The sequence below is a fragment of the Pseudomonas sp. 9.3L genome (genome assembly GCF_058536285.1).
The window spans coordinates 3459379-3484545 of sequence record NZ_JBZUBK010000001.1; the positions used below are offsets into that span (position 1 = coordinate 3459379).

The 25167-nt window shown below is 58.0% G+C and carries 24 protein-coding genes, 1 tRNA gene and 1 pseudogene; 5 read left to right on the top strand and 21 right to left on the bottom strand.

Annotation, left to right across the window (positions count from 1 at the left end):
• Positions 1-4 precede the first annotated feature (4 nt).
• From rlmN to trmJ, 11 genes are all read right to left on the bottom strand, one after another.
• On the bottom strand, positions 5-1153 hold the full coding sequence (gene rlmN, locus AC4LE2_RS16060; protein WP_491826699.1) for a dual-specificity RNA methyltransferase RlmN: 1149 nt from the start codon (positions 1151-1153) through the stop codon (positions 5-7).
• Positions 1154-1182: 29 nt separating this feature from the next.
• The gene (gene ndk / locus AC4LE2_RS16065; protein WP_491826700.1) at positions 1183-1608 is read right to left on the bottom strand and encodes a nucleoside-diphosphate kinase; all 426 of its coding nucleotides are present in this window, start codon (positions 1606-1608) and stop codon (positions 1183-1185) included.
• Positions 1609-1695: 87 nt separating this feature from the next.
• Positions 1696-1896, bottom strand: coding sequence for a Fe-S cluster assembly protein IscX (gene iscX / locus AC4LE2_RS16070; RefSeq protein WP_491826701.1), 201 nt, complete (start codon positions 1894-1896; stop codon positions 1696-1698).
• A 14-nt stretch (positions 1897-1910) separates the two neighbouring features.
• On the bottom strand, positions 1911-2252 hold the full coding sequence (gene fdx / locus AC4LE2_RS16075; protein ID WP_491826702.1) for an ISC system 2Fe-2S type ferredoxin: 342 nt from the start codon (positions 2250-2252) through the stop codon (positions 1911-1913).
• A gap of 3 nt (positions 2253-2255) precedes the next feature.
• Positions 2256-4118, bottom strand: coding sequence for a Fe-S protein assembly chaperone HscA (gene hscA, locus AC4LE2_RS16080; protein WP_491826703.1), 1863 nt, complete (start codon positions 4116-4118; stop codon positions 2256-2258).
• Positions 4119-4158: 40 nt separating this feature from the next.
• Positions 4159-4680 (bottom strand): co-chaperone HscB, encoded by a 522-nt coding sequence (gene hscB, locus AC4LE2_RS16085; RefSeq protein ID WP_491826704.1) that lies wholly within the window; start codon positions 4678-4680, stop codon positions 4159-4161.
• 8 nt (positions 4681-4688) lie between these two features.
• Positions 4689-5012, bottom strand: a complete 324-nt coding sequence (gene iscA / locus AC4LE2_RS16090; RefSeq protein ID WP_491826705.1) for an iron-sulfur cluster assembly protein IscA — start codon at positions 5010-5012, stop codon at positions 4689-4691.
• 37 nt (positions 5013-5049) lie between these two features.
• Entirely contained in the window at positions 5050-5436 is a 387-nt protein-coding gene (gene iscU, locus AC4LE2_RS16095) for a Fe-S cluster assembly scaffold IscU (RefSeq protein ID WP_040261926.1), read from the bottom strand.
• Positions 5437-5522: 86 nt separating this feature from the next.
• Positions 5523-6737, bottom strand: a complete 1215-nt coding sequence (locus tag AC4LE2_RS16100) for an IscS subfamily cysteine desulfurase (protein WP_491826706.1) — start codon at positions 6735-6737, stop codon at positions 5523-5525.
• Positions 6738-6776: 39 nt separating this feature from the next.
• Positions 6777-7283 carry a Fe-S cluster assembly transcriptional regulator IscR gene (iscR, locus tag AC4LE2_RS16105; protein WP_491826707.1) on the bottom strand — a complete coding sequence of 169 codons (507 nt, stop codon included), beginning with the start codon at positions 7281-7283 and terminating at the stop codon, positions 6777-6779.
• A gap of 165 nt (positions 7284-7448) precedes the next feature.
• Positions 7449-8204 (bottom strand): tRNA (cytosine(32)/uridine(32)-2'-O)-methyltransferase TrmJ, encoded by a 756-nt coding sequence (gene trmJ, locus AC4LE2_RS16110; RefSeq protein WP_491828153.1) that lies wholly within the window; start codon positions 8202-8204, stop codon positions 7449-7451.
• A 145-nt stretch (positions 8205-8349) separates the two neighbouring features.
• Between trmJ and suhB the strand changes: the two genes are divergently transcribed.
• Entirely contained in the window at positions 8350-9165 is an 816-nt protein-coding gene (gene suhB / locus AC4LE2_RS16115; RefSeq protein WP_491826708.1) for a type III secretion system regulator SuhB, read from the top strand.
• Positions 9166-9221: 56 nt separating this feature from the next.
• On the opposite strand, the gene AC4LE2_RS16120 is transcribed toward suhB, so the two are convergent.
• The 6 genes from AC4LE2_RS16120 to queA form a co-directional block, all read right to left on the bottom strand.
• Positions 9222-9770, bottom strand: coding sequence for a glycine zipper 2TM domain-containing protein (locus tag AC4LE2_RS16120; protein WP_491826709.1), 549 nt, complete (start codon positions 9768-9770; stop codon positions 9222-9224).
• A 129-nt stretch (positions 9771-9899) separates the two neighbouring features.
• Complete coding sequence (secF, locus tag AC4LE2_RS16125; RefSeq protein ID WP_491826710.1) at positions 9900-10811, bottom strand: protein translocase subunit SecF; 912 nt, start codon at positions 10809-10811, stop codon at positions 9900-9902.
• Positions 10812-10821: 10 nt separating this feature from the next.
• On the bottom strand, positions 10822-12690 hold the full coding sequence (secD, locus tag AC4LE2_RS16130) for a protein translocase subunit SecD (protein WP_491826711.1): 1869 nt from the start codon (positions 12688-12690) through the stop codon (positions 10822-10824).
• A gap of 59 nt (positions 12691-12749) precedes the next feature.
• On the bottom strand, positions 12750-13079 hold the full coding sequence (gene yajC / locus AC4LE2_RS16135; protein WP_491826712.1) for a preprotein translocase subunit YajC: 330 nt from the start codon (positions 13077-13079) through the stop codon (positions 12750-12752).
• Positions 13080-13111: 32 nt separating this feature from the next.
• A complete protein-coding gene (tgt, locus tag AC4LE2_RS16140) occupies positions 13112-14233 on the bottom strand; it encodes a tRNA guanosine(34) transglycosylase Tgt (protein WP_491828154.1) in 1122 nt (373 codons plus the stop codon).
• A 14-nt stretch (positions 14234-14247) separates the two neighbouring features.
• Positions 14248-15312, bottom strand: coding sequence for a tRNA preQ1(34) S-adenosylmethionine ribosyltransferase-isomerase QueA (queA, locus tag AC4LE2_RS16145; RefSeq protein WP_491826713.1), 1065 nt, complete (start codon positions 15310-15312; stop codon positions 14248-14250).
• Between the two features lie 112 nt (positions 15313-15424).
• On the opposite strand from queA, the gene AC4LE2_RS16150 reads away from it, so the two are divergent.
• Positions 15425-15509, top strand: a tRNA-Leu gene (locus AC4LE2_RS16150).
• Between the two features lie 359 nt (positions 15510-15868).
• Complete coding sequence (locus tag AC4LE2_RS16155) at positions 15869-16609, top strand: DUF2971 domain-containing protein (RefSeq protein WP_491826714.1); 741 nt, start codon at positions 15869-15871, stop codon at positions 16607-16609.
• Positions 16610-16864: 255 nt separating this feature from the next.
• On the opposite strand, the pseudogene AC4LE2_RS16160 reads toward AC4LE2_RS16155, so the two are convergent.
• Positions 16865-17984 (bottom strand): annotated as a pseudogene (locus AC4LE2_RS16160) (IS3 family transposase).
• 273 nt (positions 17985-18257) lie between these two features.
• On the opposite strand from AC4LE2_RS16160, the gene AC4LE2_RS16165 reads away from it, so the two are divergent.
• Positions 18258-18959: an RES family NAD+ phosphorylase gene (locus AC4LE2_RS16165; protein ID WP_491826715.1), complete on the top strand. Its 702-nt coding sequence runs from the start codon at positions 18258-18260 to the stop codon at positions 18957-18959.
• A 47-nt stretch (positions 18960-19006) separates the two neighbouring features.
• On the opposite strand, the gene AC4LE2_RS16170 is transcribed toward AC4LE2_RS16165, so the two are convergent.
• Both AC4LE2_RS16170 and AC4LE2_RS16175 read right to left on the bottom strand, forming a co-directional pair.
• Positions 19007-19651, bottom strand: coding sequence for a hypothetical protein (locus tag AC4LE2_RS16170; protein ID WP_491826716.1), 645 nt, complete (start codon positions 19649-19651; stop codon positions 19007-19009).
• Positions 19652-20805: 1154 nt separating this feature from the next.
• Positions 20806-21036, bottom strand: a complete 231-nt coding sequence (locus AC4LE2_RS16175; protein WP_491826717.1) for a hypothetical protein — start codon at positions 21034-21036, stop codon at positions 20806-20808.
• A gap of 356 nt (positions 21037-21392) precedes the next feature.
• Here AC4LE2_RS16175 and AC4LE2_RS16180 point away from each other — a divergent pair, with 356 nt between their 5' ends.
• On the top strand, positions 21393-23822 hold the full coding sequence (locus AC4LE2_RS16180; protein WP_491826718.1) for a membrane-bound PQQ-dependent dehydrogenase, glucose/quinate/shikimate family: 2430 nt from the start codon (positions 21393-21395) through the stop codon (positions 23820-23822).
• Positions 23823-23926: 104 nt separating this feature from the next.
• Here the strand turns inward: AC4LE2_RS16180 and AC4LE2_RS16185 are convergent, their stop codons facing one another.
• Positions 23927-24949, bottom strand: a complete 1023-nt coding sequence (locus AC4LE2_RS16185) for a nucleoside hydrolase (protein ID WP_491826719.1) — start codon at positions 24947-24949, stop codon at positions 23927-23929.
• Positions 24950-25167 lie beyond the last annotated feature (218 nt).

Sequence of the window (25167 nt, forward strand, 5' to 3'; positions counted from 1 at the left end):
CCGTTCAGGGCTGGCTGACAGTCGATTGCAGCACCTGGGCGTCGGCTTCCAGCTGACGCACGGCAATATAACGCTCACTACGGCGGGTGCGGTCCATGACCTGCCCCACCAGTTGCCCGCAAGCCGCGTCTATGTCCTCGCCGCGGGTTGTACGGACGGTGACATTGAAACCTGCTTGATGCAACGCATCCTGGAAGCGACGAACGGCATTGTTGCTGGGCCGCTCGTAGCCAGAGTGAGGGAACGGGTTGAACGGGATCAAGTTGATCTTGCAGGGCACCGAGCGCAGCAGCTCGATCATCTCCACCGCATGCTCAGGGCGGTCGTTCACGTCCTTGAGCAAGGTGTACTCTACAGTGAGTACGCGTTTTTCACCCAGCGCTGACATGTAGCGCTGGCAGGATTCGAGCAGCACCTTGAGCGGATACTTCTTGTTGATAGGCACCAGCTCGTTGCGCAAGGCGTCGTTAGGCGCGTGCAGCGAGAGCGCCAGCGACACGTCGATGTGCTTGGCAAGCTCGTCGATCATTGGCACTACGCCAGACGTGGACAAGGTGACACGGCGCTTGGAAATGCCGTAGCCGAAGTCGTCCATCATCAAATGCATGGCGGCAACCACATTATCGAAGTTCAGCAACGGCTCGCCCATGCCCATCATCACCACGTTGGTGATAGCGCGGTCTACCGTGGCGGGAATGCTGCCGAACGATTTACTGGCAATCCACACCTGGCCGATCACTTCGGCGGCAGTGAGGTTGCTGTTGAAGCCTTGCTTGCCGGTGGAGCAGAAGGAGCAATCCAGTGCGCAGCCCGCTTGGGACGACACACACAGCGTGCCGCGTTTGCCCTGTGGAATGTACACGGTCTCTACGCAACTGCCGGAGGCCACGCGTACGACCCATTTACGAGTGCCATCGGCGGAGATGTCTTCGCTGACCACTTCAGGGCCACGAATCTCCGCACAGGCCTTGAGCTTGGCGCGCAAGACCTTGCCAAAATCGGTCATGGCGTCGAAATCATCGACGCCAAAGTGGTGAATCCATTTCATCGCCTGACCGGCGCGGAAGCGCTTTTCCCCGAGCGTATCGAAGAACTGTTCCATTTCCTGACGGGTAAGGCCCAGCAGGTTGATTTTGTCGGCTGACGTTGTCATGAATTCACCCTTCACTCGTAAGCCATTGCTTAGCGAGTGCTTACCTCGGTAGCAGCGAAAAAGTAAGCGATTTCGCGAGCAGCAGCGGCTTCGGAGTCCGAACCGTGAACAGCGTTGGCGTCGATGGAGTCAGCGAAGTCGGCGCGGATGGTGCCAGCGTCTGCTTTCTTCGGGTCGGTAGCGCCCATCAGCTCGCGGTTCTTGGCGATGGCGTTTTCGCCTTCCAGTACCTGAACTACAACTGGGCCGGAGGTCATGAAGGCAACCAGGTCGCCGAAGAAGCCGCGCTCGCTGTGCTCAGCGTAGAAGCCTTCGGCTTCGGCCTTGGACAGTTGCTTGAGCTTGGACGCAACAACGCGCAGGCCGGCGTCTTCGAAGCGGGTGGTGATCTTGCCAATGACGTTCTTTGCAACGGCGTCGGGCTTGATGATAGAGAAGGTACGTTGAACAGCCATGTGACACTCCAGAAACAATGAGTTAAGCAAAAATTAAACCCGCGAATTATACGCGGGTTCGGAGGTATTTCCTAACGACCAAGCATTTCAATCCACTTCTTCGATCCACAAGGCTTGGATAGCTTCCAAAACCTTCTCGCCAGAGCGACCGGGATCGTCGTCGAACTCAGGCAACTCGATGACCCACTGGCGCAGCCTGGGGAAGTTCAAGGTACGGGGATCGACATCGGGCATGGCTTCGGCCAGCTGTATGGCGATCTCCTGCACATCCACCCATTTAAGGCCCATGATTGGCTCCTTCCTCAGTGCGGCGCTTCAGCAGCATGGTTGAGCGAGTATTTAGGGATTTCAATGGTCAGGTCGTCATTGCCGACGATGACCTGGCACCCCAGGCGTGACTGAGGTTCCAGCCCCCATGCCTTGTCCAGCATGTCTTCTTCCATTTCGTCTGCTTCTTTAAGCGAATTGAAGCCCTGACGCACCAGGCAGTGGCACGTGGTGCAGGCGCAGACGCCACCGCAGGCGCTTTCCATTTCGATATGGTGCTCGTGGGCCAGCTCCAGGATATTGGTACCGGGCGCGACCTCTACCACTAACCCTTCGGGGCAAAATTTTTCATGCCGCAGAAATGTCACCTTAGGCATCGATTACTCCTCAATCTCGTTCAGGTTGCGCCCAGCCAGCGCGGCCTTGACAGTAGAATTCATACGGCGGGCGGCAAAGGCATCGGTAAGCTGGGACAGGCGGCGGGTTTGTGCTTCGATGGCAGCGCCATCTTCGCCCTTGGCCACCGCTTCAAGCCCTTGAACTTCCAACTCGATCAAGGCCAATTCGTCAGCATCGAGCAGGCGCTCGCCATCCACTGCTACCGCGGCGCGCACGGCTTCCACCAGCCGCTCGGCATCTACCTGATGCTCGCGAAGCTGGCGCGCTTGCTTGTCATGCCCTGCATACTCGAACGAATCCTTGAGCATTCGCGCCACTTCGCCATCGGTCAGGCCATAGGACGGCTTTACTTGAATGCTCGACTCTACGCCGGAGGCCAGCTCACGCGCCCCTACATTCAATAGGCCATCGGCATCGACCTGGAAGGTCACGCGGATTTTTGCCGCACCCGCCACCATCGGCGGAATACCGCGTAGTTCGAAACGGGCCAGGGAGCGGCAATCGCTTACCAGCTCCCGCTCGCCCTGCAGCACATGAATCACCATGGCCGTCTGGCCGTCTTTGTAAGTAGTGAACTCTTGAGCGCGAGCCACGGGAATGGTGGTGTTGCGAGGGATGACTTTTTCCATCAGCCCACCCATGGTTTCGAGGCCGAGGGAGAGCGGAATTACGTCCAGCAACAAGAGGGCTTCGCCGTCACGCTGGTTGCCTGCGAGGGTGTCTGCCTGGATAGCGGCACCAATGGCGACCACCTGATCGGGGTCGATGTTGGTGAGTGGCTCGCGCCCGAACAATTGCCCCACTGCCTGGCGCACGTGCGGCACGCGGGTAGACCCCCCCACCATGACCACCGCGCCGATGTCTTCGAGCTCGATACCCGAATCACGCACAGCGCGGCGGCAGGCTTTAAGGCTGCGCGCGAGCAGCGGCTCGATCAATGCTTCAAAACCGGCACGCGATAGCTCACCCGACCACCCCGCGTAGGCGACAGGCACCGCCTCGGCGGCGCTGAGTGCTTCCTTGGCGGCGCAGGCGATCTGCAACAGTTCGCGCTGCGCAGCTGGCGCGAGATCGGACGACAGGCTGGCCTGTTCAAGCACCCAGGTGGCAATGGCATGGTCGAAGTCGTCCCCACCCAGCGCACTGTCGCCACCGGTGGCCAAAACCTCGAACACGCCCTTGGACAGGCGCAGGATGGAGATGTCGAACGTGCCACCCCCCAAGTCGTAGATCGCTACCAGCCCTTCGGCTTGCTGATCCAGGCCATAAGCGACGGCAGCGGCGGTGGGCTCATTGAGCAAGCGCAGCACGTTAAGGCCGGCTAGCCGGGCTGCGTCCTTGGTGGCCTGACGCTGGGCGTCGTCGAAGTAGGCCGGCACGGTAATCACTGCACCTACCAGCTCCCCGCCCAGGCTGGCTTCGGCTCGCAGACGAAGGGTACGCAGGATTTCTGCCGACACTTCCACAGGGCTTTTAAGCCCTTGTACCGTCTCGATGAACGGCATATGGGATTCGCCTTCGGCGAAACGATACGGCAGCTGTTCGCCCAACTGATGGACGTCAGCGATGCCGCGCCCCATCAACCGCTTGACTGACAGAATGGTGTTGAACGGGTCTGTGGCGGCGGCCTGTCGGGCAGCCATGCCGACTTCTACACGGCTCGCATGGTAGCGCACCGCAGAAGGCAGGATGACATTACCCTGGTCGTCAGGCAGTGGTTCGGAAAGGCCGCTGCGCAACGCAGCGACCAAGGAATTGGTAGTGCCTAAGTCGATCCCCACCGCCAGCCTGCGCTGATGCGGTTGAGGGCTCAGGCCGGGTTCGGCGATCTGAAGTAGAGCCATGCTTGTCTGTTATCAGGCGTGCGACCAAGGCGGCACTGGGTTAATCGTCGAGGCGCTCTTCTAGCTGGCGCACTTCTTGTGAAAGCTTGTCGAGAAACTGCATGCGGCGCATCAGGCGCTCGGCCTGTTCGCGCTCGGCGGGCTGGTCCCAGCAGGCGGCAAAGTCGTCGTCCAGAGTAACCTGGGCTGCTTTCAGGCGTTGCTTGAACCGCGCTACGCCCTCCAGGTCTGCAGTGTCTTGCAGGTCTTCGAGCTCTTCACGCCACTGCATTTGTTGCAACAGGAAGTCCGGATCATGCACGGTCACTTCCTGCGGCACCTCATTGCCGGACACTGCCAGCAAGTAGCGGGCGCGCCGCGGCGCATTCTTGAGGGTCTGGTACGCGTCGTTCAACGCCGCAGACTTCTCCAGCGCCTGGCGCTGCTCTGCAGCGGGTGCGTCGGCAAAACGGTCCGGGTGTACGACCCGAGCCAGTTCACGGTAACGCTCGCCCAACCGAGCAAGATCCAGACGGAACGCCGGCTTGAGGTCAAACAGGGCGAAATGACAGGGAGTACCCACGGCCGACCTCAGATATTGAAGCTTTCGCCGCAGCCACACTCGCCACGTACGTTGGGGTTGTTGAACTTGAAGCCTTCGTTCAAACCTTCTCGAACGAAATCCAGCTCGGTGCCGTCCAGGTAAACCAGGCTCTTGGGATCGATAATCACCTTGACGCCATGGCTTTCAAAAATCTGGTCCTCATCGACGGTAGCGTCGACGAACTCAAGCACATACGCCAAACCGGAACAACCCGTGGTGCGAACACCCAGGCGGATACCCTCACCTTTGCCGCGCCCTTGCAGGGAACGGCGAACGTGGTTGGCGGCGGCTTCGGTCATGCTGATGGCCATCGGAACTCCTAACGTGCAAAGCGTACGATTCAAGCGATTAAAGCAGGCCTTTCTTCTGCTTGTAGTCGCGAACGGCGGCCTTGATGGCGTCTTCAGCGAGTACCGAGCAGTGGATTTTCACTGGCGGCAACGCCAGCTCTTCAGCCAACTGAGTGTTCTTGATGGTTTCAGCTTCGTCCAGGGTCTTGCCCTTCATCCACTCAGTGGCGAGGGAGCTGGACGCAATGGCGGAGCCGCAACCGTAGGTCTTGAACTTGGCATCTTCGATCACACCCTGCTCATTGACCTTGATCTGCAAACGCATGACATCACCGCACGCGGGCGCGCCGACCATGCCAGTGCCTACGTCCGGATCTTCGGCATCCATCTTGCCAACGTTGCGGGGGTTTTCGTAGTGGTCGATGACCTTTTCGCTGTAAGCCATGTCAGGTACTCCTCATCATTTCATTAAGCCGCTCTGTGTGGCGGCCCCTGCCAGGCAGCAGGCACTGCATGCCGCCCTGCCAATCGTCAGTGTGCCGCCCACTCAATCTTCGAGATGTCGACGCCATCCTTGTACATGTCCCACAGCGGCGAGAGTGAACGCAGCTTGGTGACCGCCTCGCACACCTTGGCGGCGGCGTAGTCGATGTCTTCGTTGGTGGTGAACCGACCGAAGGTAAAGCGGATGGAGCTGTGTGCCAATTCGTCGTTACGGCCGAGGGCGCGCAGTACGTAAGAAGGCTCAAGCGACGCCGAGGTGCATGCCGACCCGGACGATACCGCCAGGTCCTTGAGCGCCATGATCAACGACTCGCCTTCGACGTAGTTGAAGCTCAGGTTCAGGTTATGCGGTACGCGCGACGTTTGGCTGCCGTTGATGTACAGCTCCTCAAGGTGTTCGACCTGCTTGTAGAAGCGTTCGCTCAATGCTTTTACATGCTCGCGGTCCTTGACCATGTCTTCTTTGGCAATACGGAACGCTTCGCCCATGCCCACGATCTGGTGGGTGGCCAGGGTACCGGAACGCATGCCGCGCTCGTGACCACCGCCGTGCATCTGCGCTTCAAGGCGTACTCGCGGCTTGCGGCTCACGTAGAGCGCGCCGATGCCTTTGGGGCCGTAGGTTTTGTGCGCGGAGAAGGACATAAGGTCTACCTTCAGCGCGGACAGGTCGACGTCTACCTTACCGGTGGACTGGGCGGCGTCGACGTGGAATAACACACCGCGTGCGCGGGTGACTTCGCCAATGCCGGCGATGTCATTCACGGTACCAACTTCGTTATTCACGTGCATGATCGAGACCAGGATAGTGTCGTCGCGCAAGGCGCCTTCAACCATGGCCGGCGTGATCAAGCCGTCTGCATCTGGCTCAAGGTACGTGACTTCGAAACCTTCGCGCTCGAGTTGGCGAGTGGTGTCCAGCACCGCCTTGTGCTCGATCTTACTGGTGATGATGTGCTTGCCCTTACTGGCATAGAAGTGCGCGACGCCCTTGATGGCCAGGTTGTCGGATTCGGTTGCACCCGACGTCCAGACAATCTCGCGAGGGTCGGCATTCACCAGGTCGGCCACTTGCCGACGGGCATTTTCAACAGCTTCTTCAGCCTTCCAACCAAACACGTGGGAACGGGACGCCGGGTTACCGAAGTTCGTTTCCATGGTCAGGCAGGCGATCATTTTCTCAGCCACACGAGGGTCGACTGGGGTGGTCGCGGAATAGTCCAGGTAAATCGGCAATTTCATCGGTATTCTCCTAATCAGGCGCGCTCCGCTCTACGGCGGTCAGTCGACGGCAGAGGTTTCAATCTTTTCCAGCAAAGGCTTGGCCGGCATCACACCTTGGGTGCCACAGCGGCGCTGGTCCTGGCGTTGGGCAACTTCCTGCACTTCGCGGCGGCTCACGAGGTCTGCAAGGCTGATGCCGCTTAGAAATTCGTGAATCTGTTCGCTCAGGTCACACCACAAGTGGTGGGTAAGGCAGGTGTCGCCCGCATGGCAATCGCCCAGCCCTTGGCAGCGCGTGGCGTCTACGGATTCGTTTACCGCATCGATGACCTGAGCTACCTGGATGCCCTGCATGGCTCGGGACAGCTGATAGCCCCCACCGGGGCCGCGCACACTGGAGACCAGGTTGCCGCGCCGCAGCTTGGCGAACAGTTGCTCTAGGTACGAAAGTGAAATGCCCTGGCGCTCGGAAATATCGGCCAGCGACACGGGCCCGTGCTGCGCATGCAACGCCAGGTCTAGCATGGCGGTGACGGCATATCGGCCTTTAGTTGTGAGTCGCATGGTTCTGTTACCACGGTTGCGGGAGGAACGCGATGGGGCAAGTATGCGATTCCCGAGTGTTTAAGTCAACTATAAGACCTACTAATTTACTCGGGTTTAGCCGCCGGAACGGCCGAGAATCATAGCATAATGCCCGCACGCCTGAGCAGCGCCCTACCCTGCACTTCATGGGTCCTTGCGCTTGTAGGGCTCACCCCGTGCCGTTTTGCGAGTCTCGGTAAGGATACCCCGCAAAATGCTGACTTCGGTGCGCTCAAGCCGGCACCGGCCGTACAACCGACGCAACCGCGCCATCAGATGACGGGGTTTTTCCGGGTCAAGAAAACCGATATCTACCAGCGTGGCTTCCATGTGCCCGTAGAAGCCTTCCAGCTCTTCGGTAGTGGCCAATTCCACTGCGGGCTCCTCGCTGGCAGGCGCAACGCTGGCCAACGCCAGGAACGCCAGCCGTACTTCATACGCCAGCACCTGCACCGCAGCTGCCAGGTTCAAGGAGCTGAATTCCGGCGCGGAAGGAATGTGGACGTGAAAATGACAACGCTGAAGCTCTTCGTTGGTAAGGCCGGCATGCTCGCGCCCGAATACCAGTGCGACTTCACCACCGGCCTGGGCATCTTCGATGGCCTTGCTGGCGCACGCTCGCGGGTCGAGCAGCGGCCAGGGCAGGCTACGGTCACGAGCGCTGGTGCCCATGACCAGGCTGCACCCTACCAATGCCTCCTCCAGCGTGGACACCACCTGTGCATTGCCAAGGATGTCGTCGGCCCCAGAGGCGCGCGCACTGGCCTCTGGTGAGGGGAACACGTTAGGGGCAACGAGCACCAAACGGGTCAGCCCCATGTTTTTCATGGCACGGGCAGCACCGCCGATATTACCGGGATGGCTGGTATTGACCAAAATGATGCGGATGTTTTGCAGCACCTTGCGCGCTCCCATAGCTGAAAAGGGGGCGAATTCTACAGAAGCGACGAACGCAATGCCATGAAGGCTCAAGGCCCACTTCTTAGTGGCCGGTTTTCTGATAGAATGCCCGGCTCTTTTTAATGACCCAGGTGAAAGAACATCCATGCAGCCCATGCTGAATATCGCGCTGCGCGCCGCCCGCAGCGCCAGTGAACTGATCTTCCGCTCCATCGAGCGGCTGGATAGCATCAAGGTTGACGAAAAAGACGCTAAGGATTACGTCAGCGAAGTTGACCGCGCCGCCGAGCAGAGCATCATTACCGCCCTGCGCAAGGCGTACCCCACTCACGGCATCCTGGGCGAAGAAAGCGGCCTGCATGCTGGCAGCGGCGAGGGAGAGGAATACCTCTGGATCATCGACCCCCTCGACGGCACTACCAACTTCGTGCGCGGCGTACCGCATTTTGCCGTCAGCATCGCGTGCAAATACCGTGGCCGCCTTGAACACGCGGTGGTCCTCGACCCTGTGCGCCAGGAAGAATTCACCGCCAGCCGTGGCCGCGGTGCCGCGCTGAACGGCCGCCGTATTCGTGTCAGCCCCCGTCGCAGCCTGGAAGGCGCCTTGCTCGGCACCGGCTTCCCGTTCCGCGACAACCAGATGGAGCACCTGGACAACTACCTGGGCATGTTCCGCGCACTTGTGGGCGAAACCGCCGGCATCCGCCGCGCAGGCGCTGCCAGCCTGGACCTCGCCTACGTGGCCGCTGGCCGCTTCGATGCCTTCTGGGAGTCCGGCCTGTCCGAGTGGGACATGGCCGCAGGCGCCCTGCTGATCCAAGAGGCGGGCGGCCTGGTCAGCGACTTCACCGGCGGTCATGACTTTCTGCAAAAAGGCCATGTGGTCGCGGGTAACACCAAGTGCTTCAAGGCAGTGTTGACGGCTATCCAGCCGCACCTGCCGGCCTCGCTCAAGCGCTGATCTCCGGGCGTAAAAAAGCACCCTACATGGGTGCTTTTTTGTGCTTGCCGATTGCGCTACTGCGCTGGCGCCTGCGTCAACACCAACTGCCCCTCTTTGCTGACCGGAATCTGCGGCCCAGGGTTGTGGTCCATGCGCACCTGACCTACTTGGCCGTTGAGCTGGTATTTCACGTTGTAGCCCACCAGCTTGCTGCTCACGTCATTGACGGTGTTACAACGGGTTTGAGTAGTGGTGTAAGTGTCGCCGGATTGCATATGCTCTTGCACCTTGTTACCGGCATAACCACCGCCCACGGCACCTGCTACGGTCGCTAGCTTCTTACCATGCCCGCCGCCTACCTGGTTACCCAACAGCCCTCCAGCCACAGCCCCCACGACGCTGCCGAGGATCTGGTGTTGATCCTGCACGGGCCGCTGGTGGGTAACGGCTACGTCCTTGCAGACTTCACGGGGTGTTTTGACCTGTTCATTGATCGGCTCGGCCGCCAGCACCTGGGCGTACGCCGGTGCTTTGTTGCTTACGAGGCTGTAGGTAGCAACAGCGCCACCGGCGGTCACACCGACAGCACCCAATACTGCACCAACCAGCAACGATTTGTTCACGAGAACCTCCTGATGGCGAGGTGGATAGAGCCTCGCGCTATGCCTAGCCTTGGAGCAAAAAAACCGGTGAAGGTTCAACCTTTCACCGGCTCTCAAGGGGTGCGGCATAGCCTTATAAGGCTTAACGCATCAAGGACGCTCGTCCACCGCATCCTTGGTAACAGGCGGGATCAGGTCTTCGCTGCTGAGGTTCAGCCAGATCAGCACCACGTTGGCGATGTAAATGGACGAGTAAGTACCCGCCATTACACCGATGAACAGCGCCAGGGAGAAGCCGAACAGATTATCGCCCCCGAACAGCAACAGCGCGCCGATGGCGAGCAGCGTGGACACCGACGTGGCAATCGTACGCAACAGGGTTTGCGTGGTAGATACGTTGATGTTTTCGATCAACGTGGCCTTGCGCATGACCCGGAAGTTTTCCCGCACCCGGTCGAACACCACGATGGTGTCGTTCAGGGAGTAGCCGATAATAGCCAATACCGCAGCCAGCACCGTGAGGTCGAAGGTGATCTGGAAGAAAGACAGGATGCCCAGTGTTACCACCACGTCGTGAATCAGCGACACAATGGCGCCCACTGCGAACTTCCATTGGAAGCGGAAGGCCAGGTAAATCAGTACGCCGCCCAGCGCCAGTAGCATGCCAAGGCCGCCCTGGTCGCGCAGCTCTTCACCCACCTGCGGCCCTACGAACTCCACCCGCTTGAGAGTGGCCGGGTTGTCTCCGCTCACCTGCCGCAACGCATCGGCTACCTGCGTGCCCAGCTTCGGGTCCTCGCCTGGCATGCGCACCAGTACGTCAGTCGCTGCACCGAAGCTTTGCACGATTGCTTCATGGTAGCCGGCGCCTACCAGTTCCTGGCGCAGGCTCCCCAGTTCAACGGGCTTCTCGTAGGTCAGCTCGATCAGCGTCCCCCCGGTGAAGTCCAAGCCAAAGTTCAAGCCCTTGTAGAACCAACTGAACAGCGCCAGCAGGGTTAACAGGACCGTGACGGCGAACGCAATATTGCGCACGCCCATGAAGTTGATGGTCTTTTTCATGGCAGTGGCCTCAAATCCACAGCTTCTTGACGTCACGGCCGCCGTAGATCAGGTTGATCATCGCGCGGGTTACCATGATGGCAGTGAACATCGAAGTAAAGATCCCGAGGGACATGGTTACGGCAAAGCCTTTCACCGGGCCGGTACCCATGGCGAACAGAATCGCGCCTACCAGCAAGCTGGTGAGGTTGGCGTCAACGATCGCCGTGTAGGCCCGGTTGAACCCCTCATAGATTGCACGCTGAACGCTCAGGCCCGCTGCAATCTCTTCACGGATACGCGAGAAGATCAGCACGTTGGCGTCCACCGCCATGCCCATGGTCAGCACGATACCCGCGATACCCGGCAGGGTCAGGGTTGCCCCCAGCAGAGACATCAGGGCCAGCAGCATGACCATGTTGAAGGCCAGCGCCACGGTCGCGATCACGCCGAAGAAGCGGTAGATGGCGATGATGAACAGCGACACGAAGAGCATGCCCCACAGGGCAGCGTGTACACCTTTGGTGATGTTGTCCGCACCCAGGCTCGGGCCAATGGTGCGCTCTTCGGCAAAGTACATCGGCGCAGCCAGGCCACCGGCGCGCAGCAGCAGTGCCAGCTCCGAGGACTCGCCCTGGCCATCCAGGCCAGTGATGCGGAACTGGCTACCCAGCGGCGACTGGATGGTCGCCAGGCTGATGATTTTCTTCTCTTCGGTGAAGGTGGGCACCGCGACGTCTTGCTCCACACCATTCACGGTCTGCTTGACGTATTTGGTGCTCGGCTTCTGCTCGATGAAAATCACCGCCATGCCGCGCCCTACGTTGCTGCGCGTGGCGCGGTTCATCAGGTCGCCGCCATGGCCATCCAGGCGGATGTTCACCTGCGGCCGGCCGTGCTCGTCATAGCTGGCCTGGGCATCGGTCACCTGGTCACCGGTGATGATCAGCCCACGCTCCACGGCCGCGGCTGGGCGGTTGCCTTCGCGGAACTCGAATTGCTCGGTGGTCGCACGACTGTCATCCGGCCCTGCGGCAAGGCGGAACTCAAGGTTGGCGGTTTTGCCGAGGATGCGCTTGGCTTCGGCAGTGTCCTGCACGCCGGGCAACTCGACCACGATACGGTTGGCGCCCTGACGCTGTACCAGCGGCTCAGCGACACCCAGCTCGTTCACCCGGTTGCGCACGGTGGTGAGGTTCTGCTTGATGGCATAGTCGCGGATTTCCGACACCTTGGCCTGAGTCAAGGCCAAACGCAGCACTGCCAGCTCGTTACGCTCGGTCGTGGTCAAGTCGAAATCCGTGAAATTCTTGCGGATCAGGCCACGGGCCTGTTCGCGGGCAGCGTCGTCGCTAAAGCCCAGCATGATGCCCCCATCTTGCTGAGGCAGGCTGCGATAGCGCACTTTCTCTTTGCGCAGCAGGGTTTTCACTTCGCCTTCATACACCTTCATACGGGCGTCGAGGGCTTTGTCCATGTCCACCTCCAGCAGGAAGTGAACGCCGCCGGACAGGTCAAGGCCTAGCTTCATGGGGCTGGCGCCCAGGTTACGCAGCCATTGAGGCGTGGTACGTGCCAGGTTGACGGCCACGACATAGTCGTCGCCCAAGGCCTTGCGAACCACGTCCTTGGCAGGAAGCTGGTCTTCCTGGCGGGTGAGCCGCAGCAAGCCGCCCTTGCCATTGCTGGCCACGCTGGCACCTTTGACCTGGATACCGGCATCGGTCAGCGCCTTGCTGGCTTTGTCCAGATCGGCCTGGCCTACTTGCAGGGCGGTGCTGGCACCGGATACCTGAATGGCCGGATCATCCGGATAAAGGTTGGGTGCGGAATAGATAAAGCCGACCGCGAGTACCGCCACGATCAGGATGTATTTCCACAGAGGGTATTTGTTCAGCATCACGCCGCCCGTTCAAACGCGGGGCGCGTTGCGCGCCCCGCCGAGGTAGAAGACTTGGATCAGATCGCTTTGAGCGTGCCCTTGGGCAAGGTTGCACCAATCGCACCTTTCTGGAATTTCAGTTCGACGGTGTCCGACACTTCCAGTACCACGAAGTCATCGCTCACTTTGACGATCCGGCCAACGATGCCACCGTTGGTAACTACCTCGTCGCCCTTCTGCAGGCCGCCGAGCAGGTTTTTCTGCTCCTTGGCGCGCTTGGCTTGTGGGCGCCAGATCATGAAGTAGAAGATCACCAGGAAGCCGACCAGGAAAATCCATTCGAAACCAGTGCCAGCAGGGCCAGCGGCCGGTGCATCCGCGTAAGCGGCGGGGATCAGAAAGCTCATTCAGCGCTCCATTCGACGTGATTCGTCAATTATTAAAGTGGGTCCAGAGACGGCACGGGCAGCCCGCGCCGGGCATAGAAGGCGTCGACAAAGGCGGCCAATTTACCCTGTTGGATTGCCTCGCGCAAACCAGCCATCAGGCGCTGATAATGGCGCAAGTTGTGGATGGTATTAAGCATGCTGCTGAGCATTTCGCCGCACTTGTCCAAGTGATGGAGATAAGCGCGCGAGAAATTCTGGCAGGTATAGCAATCGCAGGTTGGGTCCAGTGACGAGTTGTCGTGACGATGAACCGCGTTGCGGATCTTCAGCACGCCGGTGTCGATGAACAAATGACCGTTGCGCGCATTACGGGTAGGCATCACGCAATCGAACATGTCTACGCCTCGGCGCACACCCTCAACGAGGTCTTCGGGTTTGCCAACGCCCATAAGGTAACGAGGTTTATCTGCGGGCAGTTGGCCCGGCAGGTAATCCAGCACCTTGATCATTTCATGCTTGGGCTCGCCCACCGACAACCCGCCGATGGCCAGGCCGTCAAAACCGATGGCTTCAAGGCCCTCCAGCGAACGCATGCGCAAATCCTGGTGCATGCCGCCCTGCACGATGCCGAACAACGCTGCGGTGTTGTCCCCGTGTGCTTCCTTGGAGCGTTTGGCCCAGCGCAGTGACAGCTCCATGGAGGTACGGGCCACCTCGTGGGTAGCCGGGTACGGGGTGCACTCGTCGAAAATCATCACGATGTCCGAGCCCAAGTCCCGCTGCACCTGCATGGACTCTTCCGGGCCCATGAACACCTTGGAGCCGTCGACCGGCGAGGCGAAAGTCACGCCCTCTTCCTTGATTTTGCGCATGGCGCCCAGGCTAAACACCTGAAAGCCGCCTGAGTCTGTGAGGATCGGGCCTTTCCATTGCATGAAGTCGTGCAGGTCGCCGTGGGCCTTTACTACCGCTGTACCGGGGCGCAGCCACAGGTGGAAGGTGTTGCCCAGAATGATTTCGGCGCCGGTGGCTTCGATGTCCCGAGGTAACATGCCCTTGACCGTGCCATAGGTGCCTACCGGCATGAAGGCGGGGGTTTCGACGGTGCCACGGGGGAAGGTCAGGCGGCCACGGCGGGCCTTGCCGTCAGTGGCCAGCAACTCAAACTGCATACGGCAGGTACGACTCATGCTCGATCCTCGACGGCGCTGCCCTGTGGACCTTCTGGCGCCGGATTGCGGGTGATGAACATGGCATCACCGTAACTGAAAAAGCGGTATTGCCCTTCGATGGCGGCCGCATAGGCCGCCATGGTTTGAGGGTAACCGGCAAAGGCCGACACCAGCATCAGGAGCGTGGATTCGGGCAAATGGAAATTGGTCACCAGCGCGTCCACCACATGGAACGGCCGGCCGGGGTAGATAAAGATGTCGGTGTCGCCACTAAAGGGCTTGAGTTCGCCACCCTGCGCAGCACTCTCCAGGGAGCGTACGCTGGTGGTGCCCACCGCGATCACCCGCCCACCCCGTGCCTTGCATGCCTGCACTGCCGCGACCACCTCGGGCGTAACCTCAAGCCACTCTTTATGCATGGTGTGGTCTTCGATCCGCTCGACCCGCACCGGCTGGAAGGTACCTGCGCCCACATGCAGGGTAACGAAGGCGGTGTCTATACCCTTGTCGCGAATGGCCGCCATCAGGGCTTCGTCGAAGTGCAACCCGGCAGTGGGCGCTGCCACCGCACCGGCATGCTGGGCATACACGGTTTGGTAACGCTCGCGGTCTGCGTTGTCGTCGGGGCGGTCTATATAAGGAGGCAGCGGCATGTGCCCTACCCGCTCCAGCAACGGCAACACGGGCTCGCTGAACTGCAACTCGAACAGGGTTTCATGGCGGGCAACCATCTGCGCCTGGCCGCCTCCGTCGATCAATAAGGTGGTACCCGGCTTGGGCGCCTTGCTGGCACGCACATGGGCCAGCACCGAATGGCTACCCAGCACCCGCTCCACCAGCACCTCCAGCTTGCCGCCGCTAGCCTTTTGGCCAAACAGCCGTGCGGGGATCACCCGGGTGTTGTTGAACACCATCAGGTCGCCAGGGCGCAGGTATTCCAGCACGTCGGCAAAGTGCCGGTGCGCCAGGTTACCGCATGGCCCATCGAGTACCAGCAAACGGCTGGCACGCCGCTGCGCCAAGGGATGGCGGGCGATCAGGGCATCAGGAAGGTCGAAGGAGAAATCAGCAACACGCATCTTGGGGCACGGGGGATCAGCAAGGGCGGAAAGCTTAGCCGAAATATGCAAATTTGACCATGAAAGCTGATTGACCAACGGTCGAACCCTCTCTATACTTCGCGCCCATCAAGCCCTGATGGCGGAATTGGTAGACGCGGCGGATTCAAAATCCGTTTTCGAAAGGAGTGGGAGTTCGAGTCTCCCTCGGGGCACCATACAAATCCTTGTAAATCAAGGACTTAGAGAAGGGGTAGAAAGAAATTTCTACCCCTTTTTCTATCCAAAAAATCTATCCTTTTCCCCCCTTTTTACCCTCATTTACGCTTCGCTCAGGCGTCCCTTGGCTCGCCATTCTGGTGGTCTGGTGGTGCTTTGCACCCTCATAGATCCCACACCTCGACGGCCTGCCTACACCTGCCCTAACGACTCATCGCATGAGATTTGATAGGTCCGTTTTGTGACTGTGATGGCAGATAACAACCAAACTTTGAATCTGGACAGCTAGCCATCAAAAAAGTAGATTGGCGGCAGCCATCAAGGGTTTAATGTTTAACATTTGTCAAAAGGACTTGAAATGTACCTTAATTTAGATGAGGTAGAATTAAAAAAATACGTATACCGAACAGTTACATATGATCGATTAGTAGAGCTGTTCAAAACCAAAAAAAACACATTAGTTAAGCCTAGTCTATGGGAAGATACATTCGAAAATTTTATTTTAAAGTCAAAGTTGATAGATGAAACCGGACAAGAAATAGAGTACGACATACATAATCGAATGTATGGGCAATGCTGGACTTTAGAAAAGTCATCGGATGCCATGTGGAGAATTTACTCTTCAGATAAAAATAGTATCAGAATTCGTACAACCATTGAGCAACTAGTTGATAGCCTTTGCACAGCGACCAACGATAGAAACGGCTGTGAACACTGCATTGGAAAAGTTGAATACCTCATTCAATCGAAGCTTATTAAAAAAGCAAAAGAAACTTTCACCCCACAAGGACAAATGACATTTGGAAAAATGTTTAGCTCTCTTTTGCTGAAACGTCGAGCATTCAGACACGAGAACGAAGTTCGTCTAATATTTTGCGACTGGGCGAAAAACGCAGGCAAAGACAACCTATTTAAGTATGACATTGAACCTCACAAACTTATTACTCAGATTATGATCGACCCCCGAATCCCATATGATGAGTTCAAAATCATCGAAAAGAAAATACGTCAAAAAACAGCGTATGAGGGAGAAATCAAAAGATCTCTTCTATATCGGCTACCAGAGACGCTAACTTTCAACGTCCAGTCCAAAACATAACAACTCGCTCTGGGCGGCATAAATGCCGTTTGGGTGGTTTGTGCCTTGACACAAAAATAGGTTTTTTAGGCTGTTATTTTTTGTCGTTCATGCAATTTAACGTCAGAACTGATTTAAGCGCAGTAAAAGGCCTTTAGAACGTCAAACCTGACGTTCTGCCCTACCCTCCTGCCCTTCAAGCGCGAAGCGCACCAGAATGGTGTGTGCTTTTGCTCTTTGCCTCAAGACTTAAAATCCCTCGACGTCCCCCCGTCCTCAGTAGCAGTTGGCTTTAGAATCCTGGGTCAATGTAACGGCTTTCGCGGTCAGCTGCTTGGCATAAGCAGACGGAGTTAATCCCCCGAGACCCTTCTTTGGCCTTTCCTCGTTGTATTCCCGGCGCCACGCTTCGATGACCACCTGGGCGTGCGGCAGGCTGATGAACCAGTGCTCGTTCAGGCACTCGTCACGAAAGTGCCTATTAAACAATTCGATATAAGCGTTTTGATTCGGTTTGCCCGGCTCAATCAGGAACAGTTTACGCCACGCACCTGAGCCCACAGCAACATGGCGCGACCGCAGAACGCTTTACCATTGTCCGTGCTGATTGCTTTCGGGAGCCCTCGCAGGATGGCCACCCGATCAAGAATGCGAGTCAAGGCGTGCCCGCCAATGGCGCGCTCCGGCACGATCGCGACGGCCTCATGAGTGGCATCGTCGACCACCGTCAAGTTCTTGATAACACGTCCCTCAGCCGTACGATCAAACACGAAGTCCATCGACCAGACCTGATTGGCGGCCTGTGGGCGGCCTAGCGGCTGCCGCTCACTAAGCGGTACCTTCTTGCGTTTGCGCCTTTTAACCTGCAGCCGCGCCTCGGCGTACAGGCGCTCGACGCGCTTGTGATTAACCTCCTCACCGGCCTGGCGCAGCTTCAAATAGATCATGCCGGCGCCGTAGCGGCGATACCGATGGGCCAGCGCTACGATGCGCTCGCGCAACGCATGGTTGCGATCCGGCCTAGGCTGGTAGCGAAAAGCGCTGGCGCTCATACGAATGACCCGCAGTGCATGACGTTCACTTAGGCCACGCAGGGCCATGTGCCGCACCAACTCGCGTTTTGCCGGTGCGGTCACCACTTTTTTTGCAGTGCCTCTTTGGTGATTTCATTCTCAAGCATGGCATTGGCCAACATGCGCTTGAGCCGCGCATTCTCGGCCTCAAGCTCCTTGAGGCGCTTGGCGTCCGACACGCTCATGCCGCCGAACTTGCTACGCCACAGGTAATAGCTGGCCTCCGAGAAGCCGTGCTGGCGGCACAGTTCCTTAACCGGTAGCCCGGCTTCAGCTTCGCGTAGGAAGCCAATGATTTGCTCTTCGGTGAAACGCTTCTTCATGTCCAATCTCCTGGTTGCTGGGATTGGACTCTAAAGCTGGGCGCTACTCAAGTCGGGGGAGACGTCGGAGTTAATCGCACAATTCATTAACTAATCGTCCCGCATGCATCGTCGATGCACAAGCTTTCTAGCACTGTTTGCCTCTGCTCTTACTCTGCTAAAATCCGCGAGCGCTCGACATGTGTCGGGCGCCGCTGGATTTCCAGCGTCCTTTTCGTAAGCAACCTTTGAATGGTGAACTTATGACAATACTTTTCTTTAACGAGGTGATTAATGGCTATAGGCGACGACGATATTAAACAAACCGAGCAACTGGTTCAAAGGCTGCACTCTGGCGGTAAGCTAAGCGTTAAACTGCTTCCGGGCGGCTCAACTTGCTACAGAATTCAGGACTCCGGGCATAAGAATGCTGAGCATTACGGATGCCCTAAAAAGCCTAAAGAACTGGGTAGGTTTAATGATCCCAAGGAAGAAATCGGGATCTGGTACGGGGCTGAACACCCCAGCGGGGCGCTGGCCGAGACCTTCGGAAGGCTTCGGCCCAAGGAGTCGAAAGGGCTGGGTATCGTATTGAACACCACTGATCTTGAGGAAAAAGATATGTGCGTGGTTGAAACGACCAAGGACTTGAAGTTGCTGAATCTGAAGCCATGCCTGTCCAAGTTAAATCGGACGGTGGACGAAGTGACGGGCCCTGACTACACGCTTACACAAGAAATTGTGGCAGCAGTGGCCAGGTTGCCCGGCAACCCTTTTGATGGAATCGCTTATGAGTCACGGCATCACCCGGACGGACACAGTTGTTACGCACTGTGGACGGCACCAAGTGAGACCACAACGGTTAAGACCGTTGAGATGACGAAGCTTCCGGAGTTCGAGTACAAAGGAGAACTTCCGGAAGGCTTTGAGGATGACAGCATTGATGCAGAGGAGATCTTGACCGAGATCCTCGGCTATAAGGTGCTTAGCTCTTAAGCTCCGCTACCCCTCACGCAGCGCCCCACCTTTGGGTGCGCTGTTTTTTACGCAGGCGTTGAGCTCATGAAAAGAGCCGCTTCACGCTTGATCGTTTCCAACTGTTTTTCATCAGCACCGTCTTTAAGAACTACATACGGCAACTCTGCCCCCTCATCATTGAAGGCAATAGGATTGAGGAAGAATGTGCACTGAGCTTCTGCGCTGACGTTTTTCATCAAACCTAGAATCGCCTCCAGATGTGCAAGTTTCTCGTCTTTAACAAACTGAAATGCCGGATAAAGGTAATCGTTTCCTTCTTGGATCGCGATTAAGGTGCCTTTTTTCACATGATTGTTGACTGTTTGTCTTGTCGTACCCAAGGTGCTGGCTACTGCCTGGCTTTTCAGCACTCCGCCAAAACCCTTGAGTCGATCAAAGAACTCGATTTTTGCAGCGACGCGCCGAGCTTGCTTGCGGGTTTCCCTAGTGCTCAAAGCCCCGGCGACAGAGCTGCTAGCTGCAAGCTTTTGAAGAAGCTCCGCGTCTGTCATAGATCCAAGGCTTTCCTTGGTTTTTTCCTCAGACCACTGCTGGAAGACATTCGTGAGAAGCTTCAGCACGCGCACCGATCCACCCGCCATATCTGGAACCTTTTCAAGGGTGGCGGCCAGGGTATCGACTAATGCGTGAATTGATCTTTGCGAGTCCATAAAGTACCTCAGCATTTCTGATTTACGATTTACTATATCAATAGTATCTAAAAATCGTCAATAATATTTTGTTTTTTGGCCGATGGATGGCTGTAGGAGGCGCCTGGGAAAACCGCATCCGATCCAGCATAATCTTGGGGGTTAGGGCGCTATCGAGCCTACGCTATGATGTCGCGAACTCTGATGGTTCGGCAGACAGGGGCTTTCTTAGGCTAAAAGCAGCTCTCGATTGGACGTTCGGCAGAGGATTGCGTTTAGGTCTGCTGCTGGAAAGGTCACTACTACGGGCTTGTAGAGGCCGCCTAGGCCGTTGTTTCTGAGCCACAGCTCCCACGTCATTTTGGGGGCGAATCTATCCGCCTCCAGATAGAGAAGTGACGATGCCAGAGGGCGCGGATTTTTCGAAACGCTAGAGCCTTTGCTGCACGTAGGCTTCAGCTGAAACTGGATCGGCTTATTTTCTTCTGATTTTCCAATTGGTAACGATACCGATTCGACCCAACCGAGAATTGTGCTGAAACGACCTCATTCCGCACCACAATGCAACGCCGCCCCATTCAAACATCAGCCGTATACTAAACCCTTCAGTCATGTGTGCTTCCGTCATCCTGCGGGGAACAATCAGCGCACTGGCTTTGCAGCGCGACGGCCAAGCCATTTTGGCGCGGATATCCAGGAACCTAAAAGAGCGGAAAAGCCACTCATCACTTGGCGATTTTAAGGATCGGTGCAACACCCATCTATTAAGTTAAGGGTGGCCCCTGGTGATGCCTGGCTACCACTTTCCTTACGTTGGCATATTTAGATTTTGGATTAAAACAATGACTAAAATAAACAATATCCCTGATTCGCCTACTACCCCTATCCAACACGACCCAAATCAAGCATCTACGCCGGCTCGATTAGTGATAAGAACCGCTGATCAGGCTAGAGATCACTGGCGTACGATCACAACAATCACAAGCCGGTCACAAGCCGCAGACGCGATGACAGAGCTTCAGAGACGATCAGACGTCGATAACATTGATGAGGAGACCTATCGGCTATTAGCCGATGCACTGCGGGATATACATAATTCTCTTCAAGAGAGAGAAACTACTCAGGCACAAAGGGCACACCTGCCAGTACGCCCGCCCGCTGCTGGTTGGCAGGCTTCAACCAGAGTCAGTGTTGAAACCTTGGCCACGGCTGTGACGGCCATTCAGCAAGGCGCCTCGATTGAGCAGGCTGCGCAACAGCATGGCATTCGCGATAGGTTCGACATGATTCACCTTAGCGTCGCGTTTAATAGTCAGCAAACCCCAAGAGTCAGTGTTGAAACCTTGGCCGCCGCTGTGACGGCCATTCAGCAAGGCGCCTCGATTGAGCAGGTTGCGCAACAGCATGGCATTCGCAGTCCGGCCGACATGATTCACCTTAGCGTCGCGTTTAATAACCCTAGTGAATCGCACCCAGTGTCCTAGACACTCTGCACGCCCAGGAAATAACGTTTCTCATACTCCACCAGCGATAGCTGCATAGCACCCTCTTCTTAAACACCACCTGAATAAACCTTCAGGTCTACCCTCAACCTGTCGGGAAGCCGCGTTGTAGAGCCAACCAAGCGGCTAATTGAGGGGCGTATGCCCTTCATTTCTCGGAATAGCCCCAAAACTCGCCTAGCCAATGCAGGTCAGTTAGTGGAAAGCTCTGTAGGTCCGCGCCCCATAAGCGGCCCTTGAGCCTGGAGACAGGCATCTTCTTGATCAATAAGGAACTAGGCGTGCTGGCAGACAACAGGCAACGACCCCGCATCACCGGGGTATTGGTTTTGCTCGCGGGGCTGGCGCTTGCCGCAGGCGGCGCTTACCTGGCCTGGCTAGGGGGCAGTGGGTATTACCTGGTCGCTGGCTTGGGCGTGTTGGCCACCGGTGCGGGGCTGTTTACCGGGCGGCGCTGGGCGCTGCACCTGTATGCGCTGGTGTTGGCGGGCACGGTGCTGTGGGCGCTGTACGAAGTGGGGCTCAACGGTTGGGAGTTGGAGCCACGCCTGCTGATACCTACCTGTCTTGGGGTGTACCTGCTGCTGCCGTGGGTGGTCAATCGCCTTGCAGGCCCTACTGGCAACCGCCGGCGGGTACGTGTGCCCTTGGGCCTTGCGGTACTGCTCTCAATGGTCGTGGGTGGGCTCTCACTAACCCAATCGCCAGGCATCGACGGCACCCTGCCCGCTCAGGCGAGCACTGCAGACGCCCATGACCGGTCGGTTGCCGACGCTGATTGGCAGTTTTATGGCCGCACCGCCAAGGGCGACCGTTTTTCTCCGCTAGATCAGATCAACGTCGGCAATGTCGGTCACTTGAAGCCTGCTTGGCAGGCTCAGACCGGCGATACCATGCGCCCGGGGGAAGATAAAGGCGGTACGGACGCGGGGCATGAGTTCAACTTCGAAGCCACCCCCACCAAGGTAGGCGACACCCTGTACGTCTGCACCGGCCACAGTTGGGTGGTGGCGTTCGACGCCAAGACCGGTGAAAAGAAATGGTCGTTCAACCCCCAGGCCGACACCGATGCCGATGTCTACCTGGCCTGCCGTGGCGTGGCCTATTACGAAGCGCCGCAGGGGACGGTGACAGACTGCCCCAAGCGCATCATCGCGCCAGTGCTCGATGCGCGGGTCATGGCTTTGAACGCCGAAACCGGCAAGCCCTGCGAAGACTTCGGTGAACACGGCTTCATTTCGCTCGCCCAGTACCTGGGCCACGTACAAAAAGGCTTTCACTTCGTAACCTCGCCGCCGTTGGTGCTGCATGATCGCCTGATACTCGGCGGCTGGGTGTGGGACAACCAGGCCGAACATGAACCGTCCGGGGCCATCCGCGCCTTCAGCCCCCTCACCGGTGAGCTTAGTTGGGCCTGGGACGTAGGCCATGAGCCGCACAACTGGAAGCCAGGCCCGGATGAAGAGCTGACCCGCGGCACCCCCAACGCCTGGGGCGTGTATACCGCCGACGCCGACTTGGGCCTTGTGTACCTGCCAATGGGTAACGCGACCCCGGACTACTTCGGTGGCCACCGCCGGCCGTTCGACGAGAAATACTCCAGTGCCACTGTTGCTCTGGATATCGCCACCGGCGAGGAACGCTGGCACTTCCAGACCACCCACCACGACCTGTGGGACATGGACCTGCCCATCGGCCCGTCGCTGGTCGACGTGCCTGATCCCAACAACCCTGGAGCAACCCTTCCGGCGCTGATACAAACCAACAAGCGCGGCGAGTTCTTCATGCTCGATCGTCGTACAGGCGAACCCATTGCGCAGGTTGAAGAAAAGGCCGTTCCACAGGGCGCTGTCGCAGGCGATTTCACTTCGCCGACCCAGCCGTATTCGACCGGTTTACCTTCGGTGACGCCAGCCGATCTAGAGGAGAAACACCTCTGGGGGGCGACGCCATTCGATCAAATGTTGTGCCGTATCGAGTTCAAAACCTATACGTATCAAGGTCAGTTCACCCCACCGGGGCTCAAGCCAACCATCGTCTACCCGGCGTTCGACGGCGTGATCGACTGGATGGGCGCCTCGATCGACCCTAACCACAAGGTGCTGATCGCCAACGCTAACTACATTCCCTTTATCATCCAGCTGCTGCCGCGTGAGCAGAAGCCATCGGTACCGGGCTGGGATGGCAAAGGCGATCAACCCACCAACCCCACCACGTACGCGCCGCAATATGGCACCCCCTATGTGGGGAGCGTACACCCGTGGCTCAATCCCATCGGCGTGCCCTGCAATGCGCCGCCCTGGGGCACCCTGACGGCCATTGACCTGAAGAGCCGTAAGGTCGTGTGGCAACACCCGGTAGGCACAACCCGGGATACCGGCCCGTTCGGCACCCACACGAACCTGCCCTTGAACACCGGCATCTTCAACATCGGCGGCAACATGGTGACCCAGGGCGGCCTGATTTTCATGGGGGCCACGGCTGACAACTACCTGCGCGCGTTCGACGAACGAACCGGGAAGATTGTCTGGCAAGCCCGCCTGCCCGCTGGAGGCCAGGCAACGCCGATGTCGTATTCAGTGGAAGGCAAACAGTACGTAGTGATCGCCGCAGGCGGGCATGGCGGGCTGGGCACCAAATCAGGCGACTATGTGGTTGCGTATAGCCTGGATGAAGACGCTGCCAAATAACCCTGAGCCGGGGCCGTTGAGGCCTCGAGCCAGCACGTGGTTGCCGCCCAGGCCTTGCCGGGATGCTCCAGGGTCAGCGGGATACGTTACCGGCAGCGTTCACCCTATTTCAAACGCCCCAACCGCTCGCTGAGCAGGTCGAAAAAGCCCTGAGCATCGCCGTTTGCAATCCACAACACATTCGGTGGTTGCTTGAGGGTGCCGTACCAGTCAGCTACTGTTTGGCCAAAGCCAAGCCCTTCGCGGGTATCGATCGCCAGGTTGACCTGCCGCCCCGAAAACAGCTCAGGCTTGAGCAGCCAGGCGATCACGCTCGCGTCGTGTATGGGCCCGCCCGGCAGGCCATAGTGCTCCATGTCCAGCTTCACGTACTCATTGAGGATGTCCACGACCCGTTTGCTAGCGTGATTGCCCACTGCTGAGAGCTGCTTGAGCCGCGCCTCGCTGGTGAGGATTTTATGGGTCACGTCCAAAGGCACATAGGTGAGTTTGACCCCGCTGGCGAGCACCACCTGCGCCGCGTAGGGGTCGGCGTAGAGGTTAAACTCCGCCACCGGCGTGATGTTGCCGCCATTAAAGTGCGCACCGCCCATGACCACTACTTCTTTAATGCCCTGAGTGATGTTCGGCGCTTGCGTGAGGGCCAGTGCCAGGTTGGTTTGCGGGCCCAGCATGGCGATAGTTACGCTGTGAGGGCGTGCCTGGCTCAAGGTACGGATCAGGTAGTCCACCGCATTACCGGGCGCCAAACCCTTGGCGGGCTCATGCACAGGAACACCAGGTAGCCCTTCCTGCCCATGCACGTTTTCCGCGTAGATGGGCGAACGCACCAGCGGCCGGGGCGCGCCGGCATAGACCGGCACCTCCTCACGACCGGCCCATTCCCGCGCCAACCGGGCGTTGCGAGCCGTTTTCTCCAGCCGCACGTTGCCTGCCACCGTGGTGATCGCCATAACGTTCAGTTCATGAGGCGAGGCCAGTGCCAGCAATAACGCAACTACATCGTCGGCACCCGGATCGGTGTCGATAATCAAGTCGCGCCTTTCAGCTGCCTGCACGGCAGTCACGCTGGATACCGCCAAGAGCAACGCGCCTCCAACCAAGTAGTGGAACAATCCTTTCAACATCTGATAGCACCTTGTGTGTGAGCCTTAGGTCTTGCCTGATTGCAGAACCTTAGTGCTGAAGGGCTAGCAGTAAGTTTTACCGACGTGATTCTGCACCTTAGGGCCGCGGGCCCCGTTTATTAGGATCATCGTTTTGCTGGAGGCTTAGCGATGTGAATGACGCTTCGCCAACTGGCGTTGTCTCCTACAGTTGCCCTCTACACCTGGGTTGGTTAGCT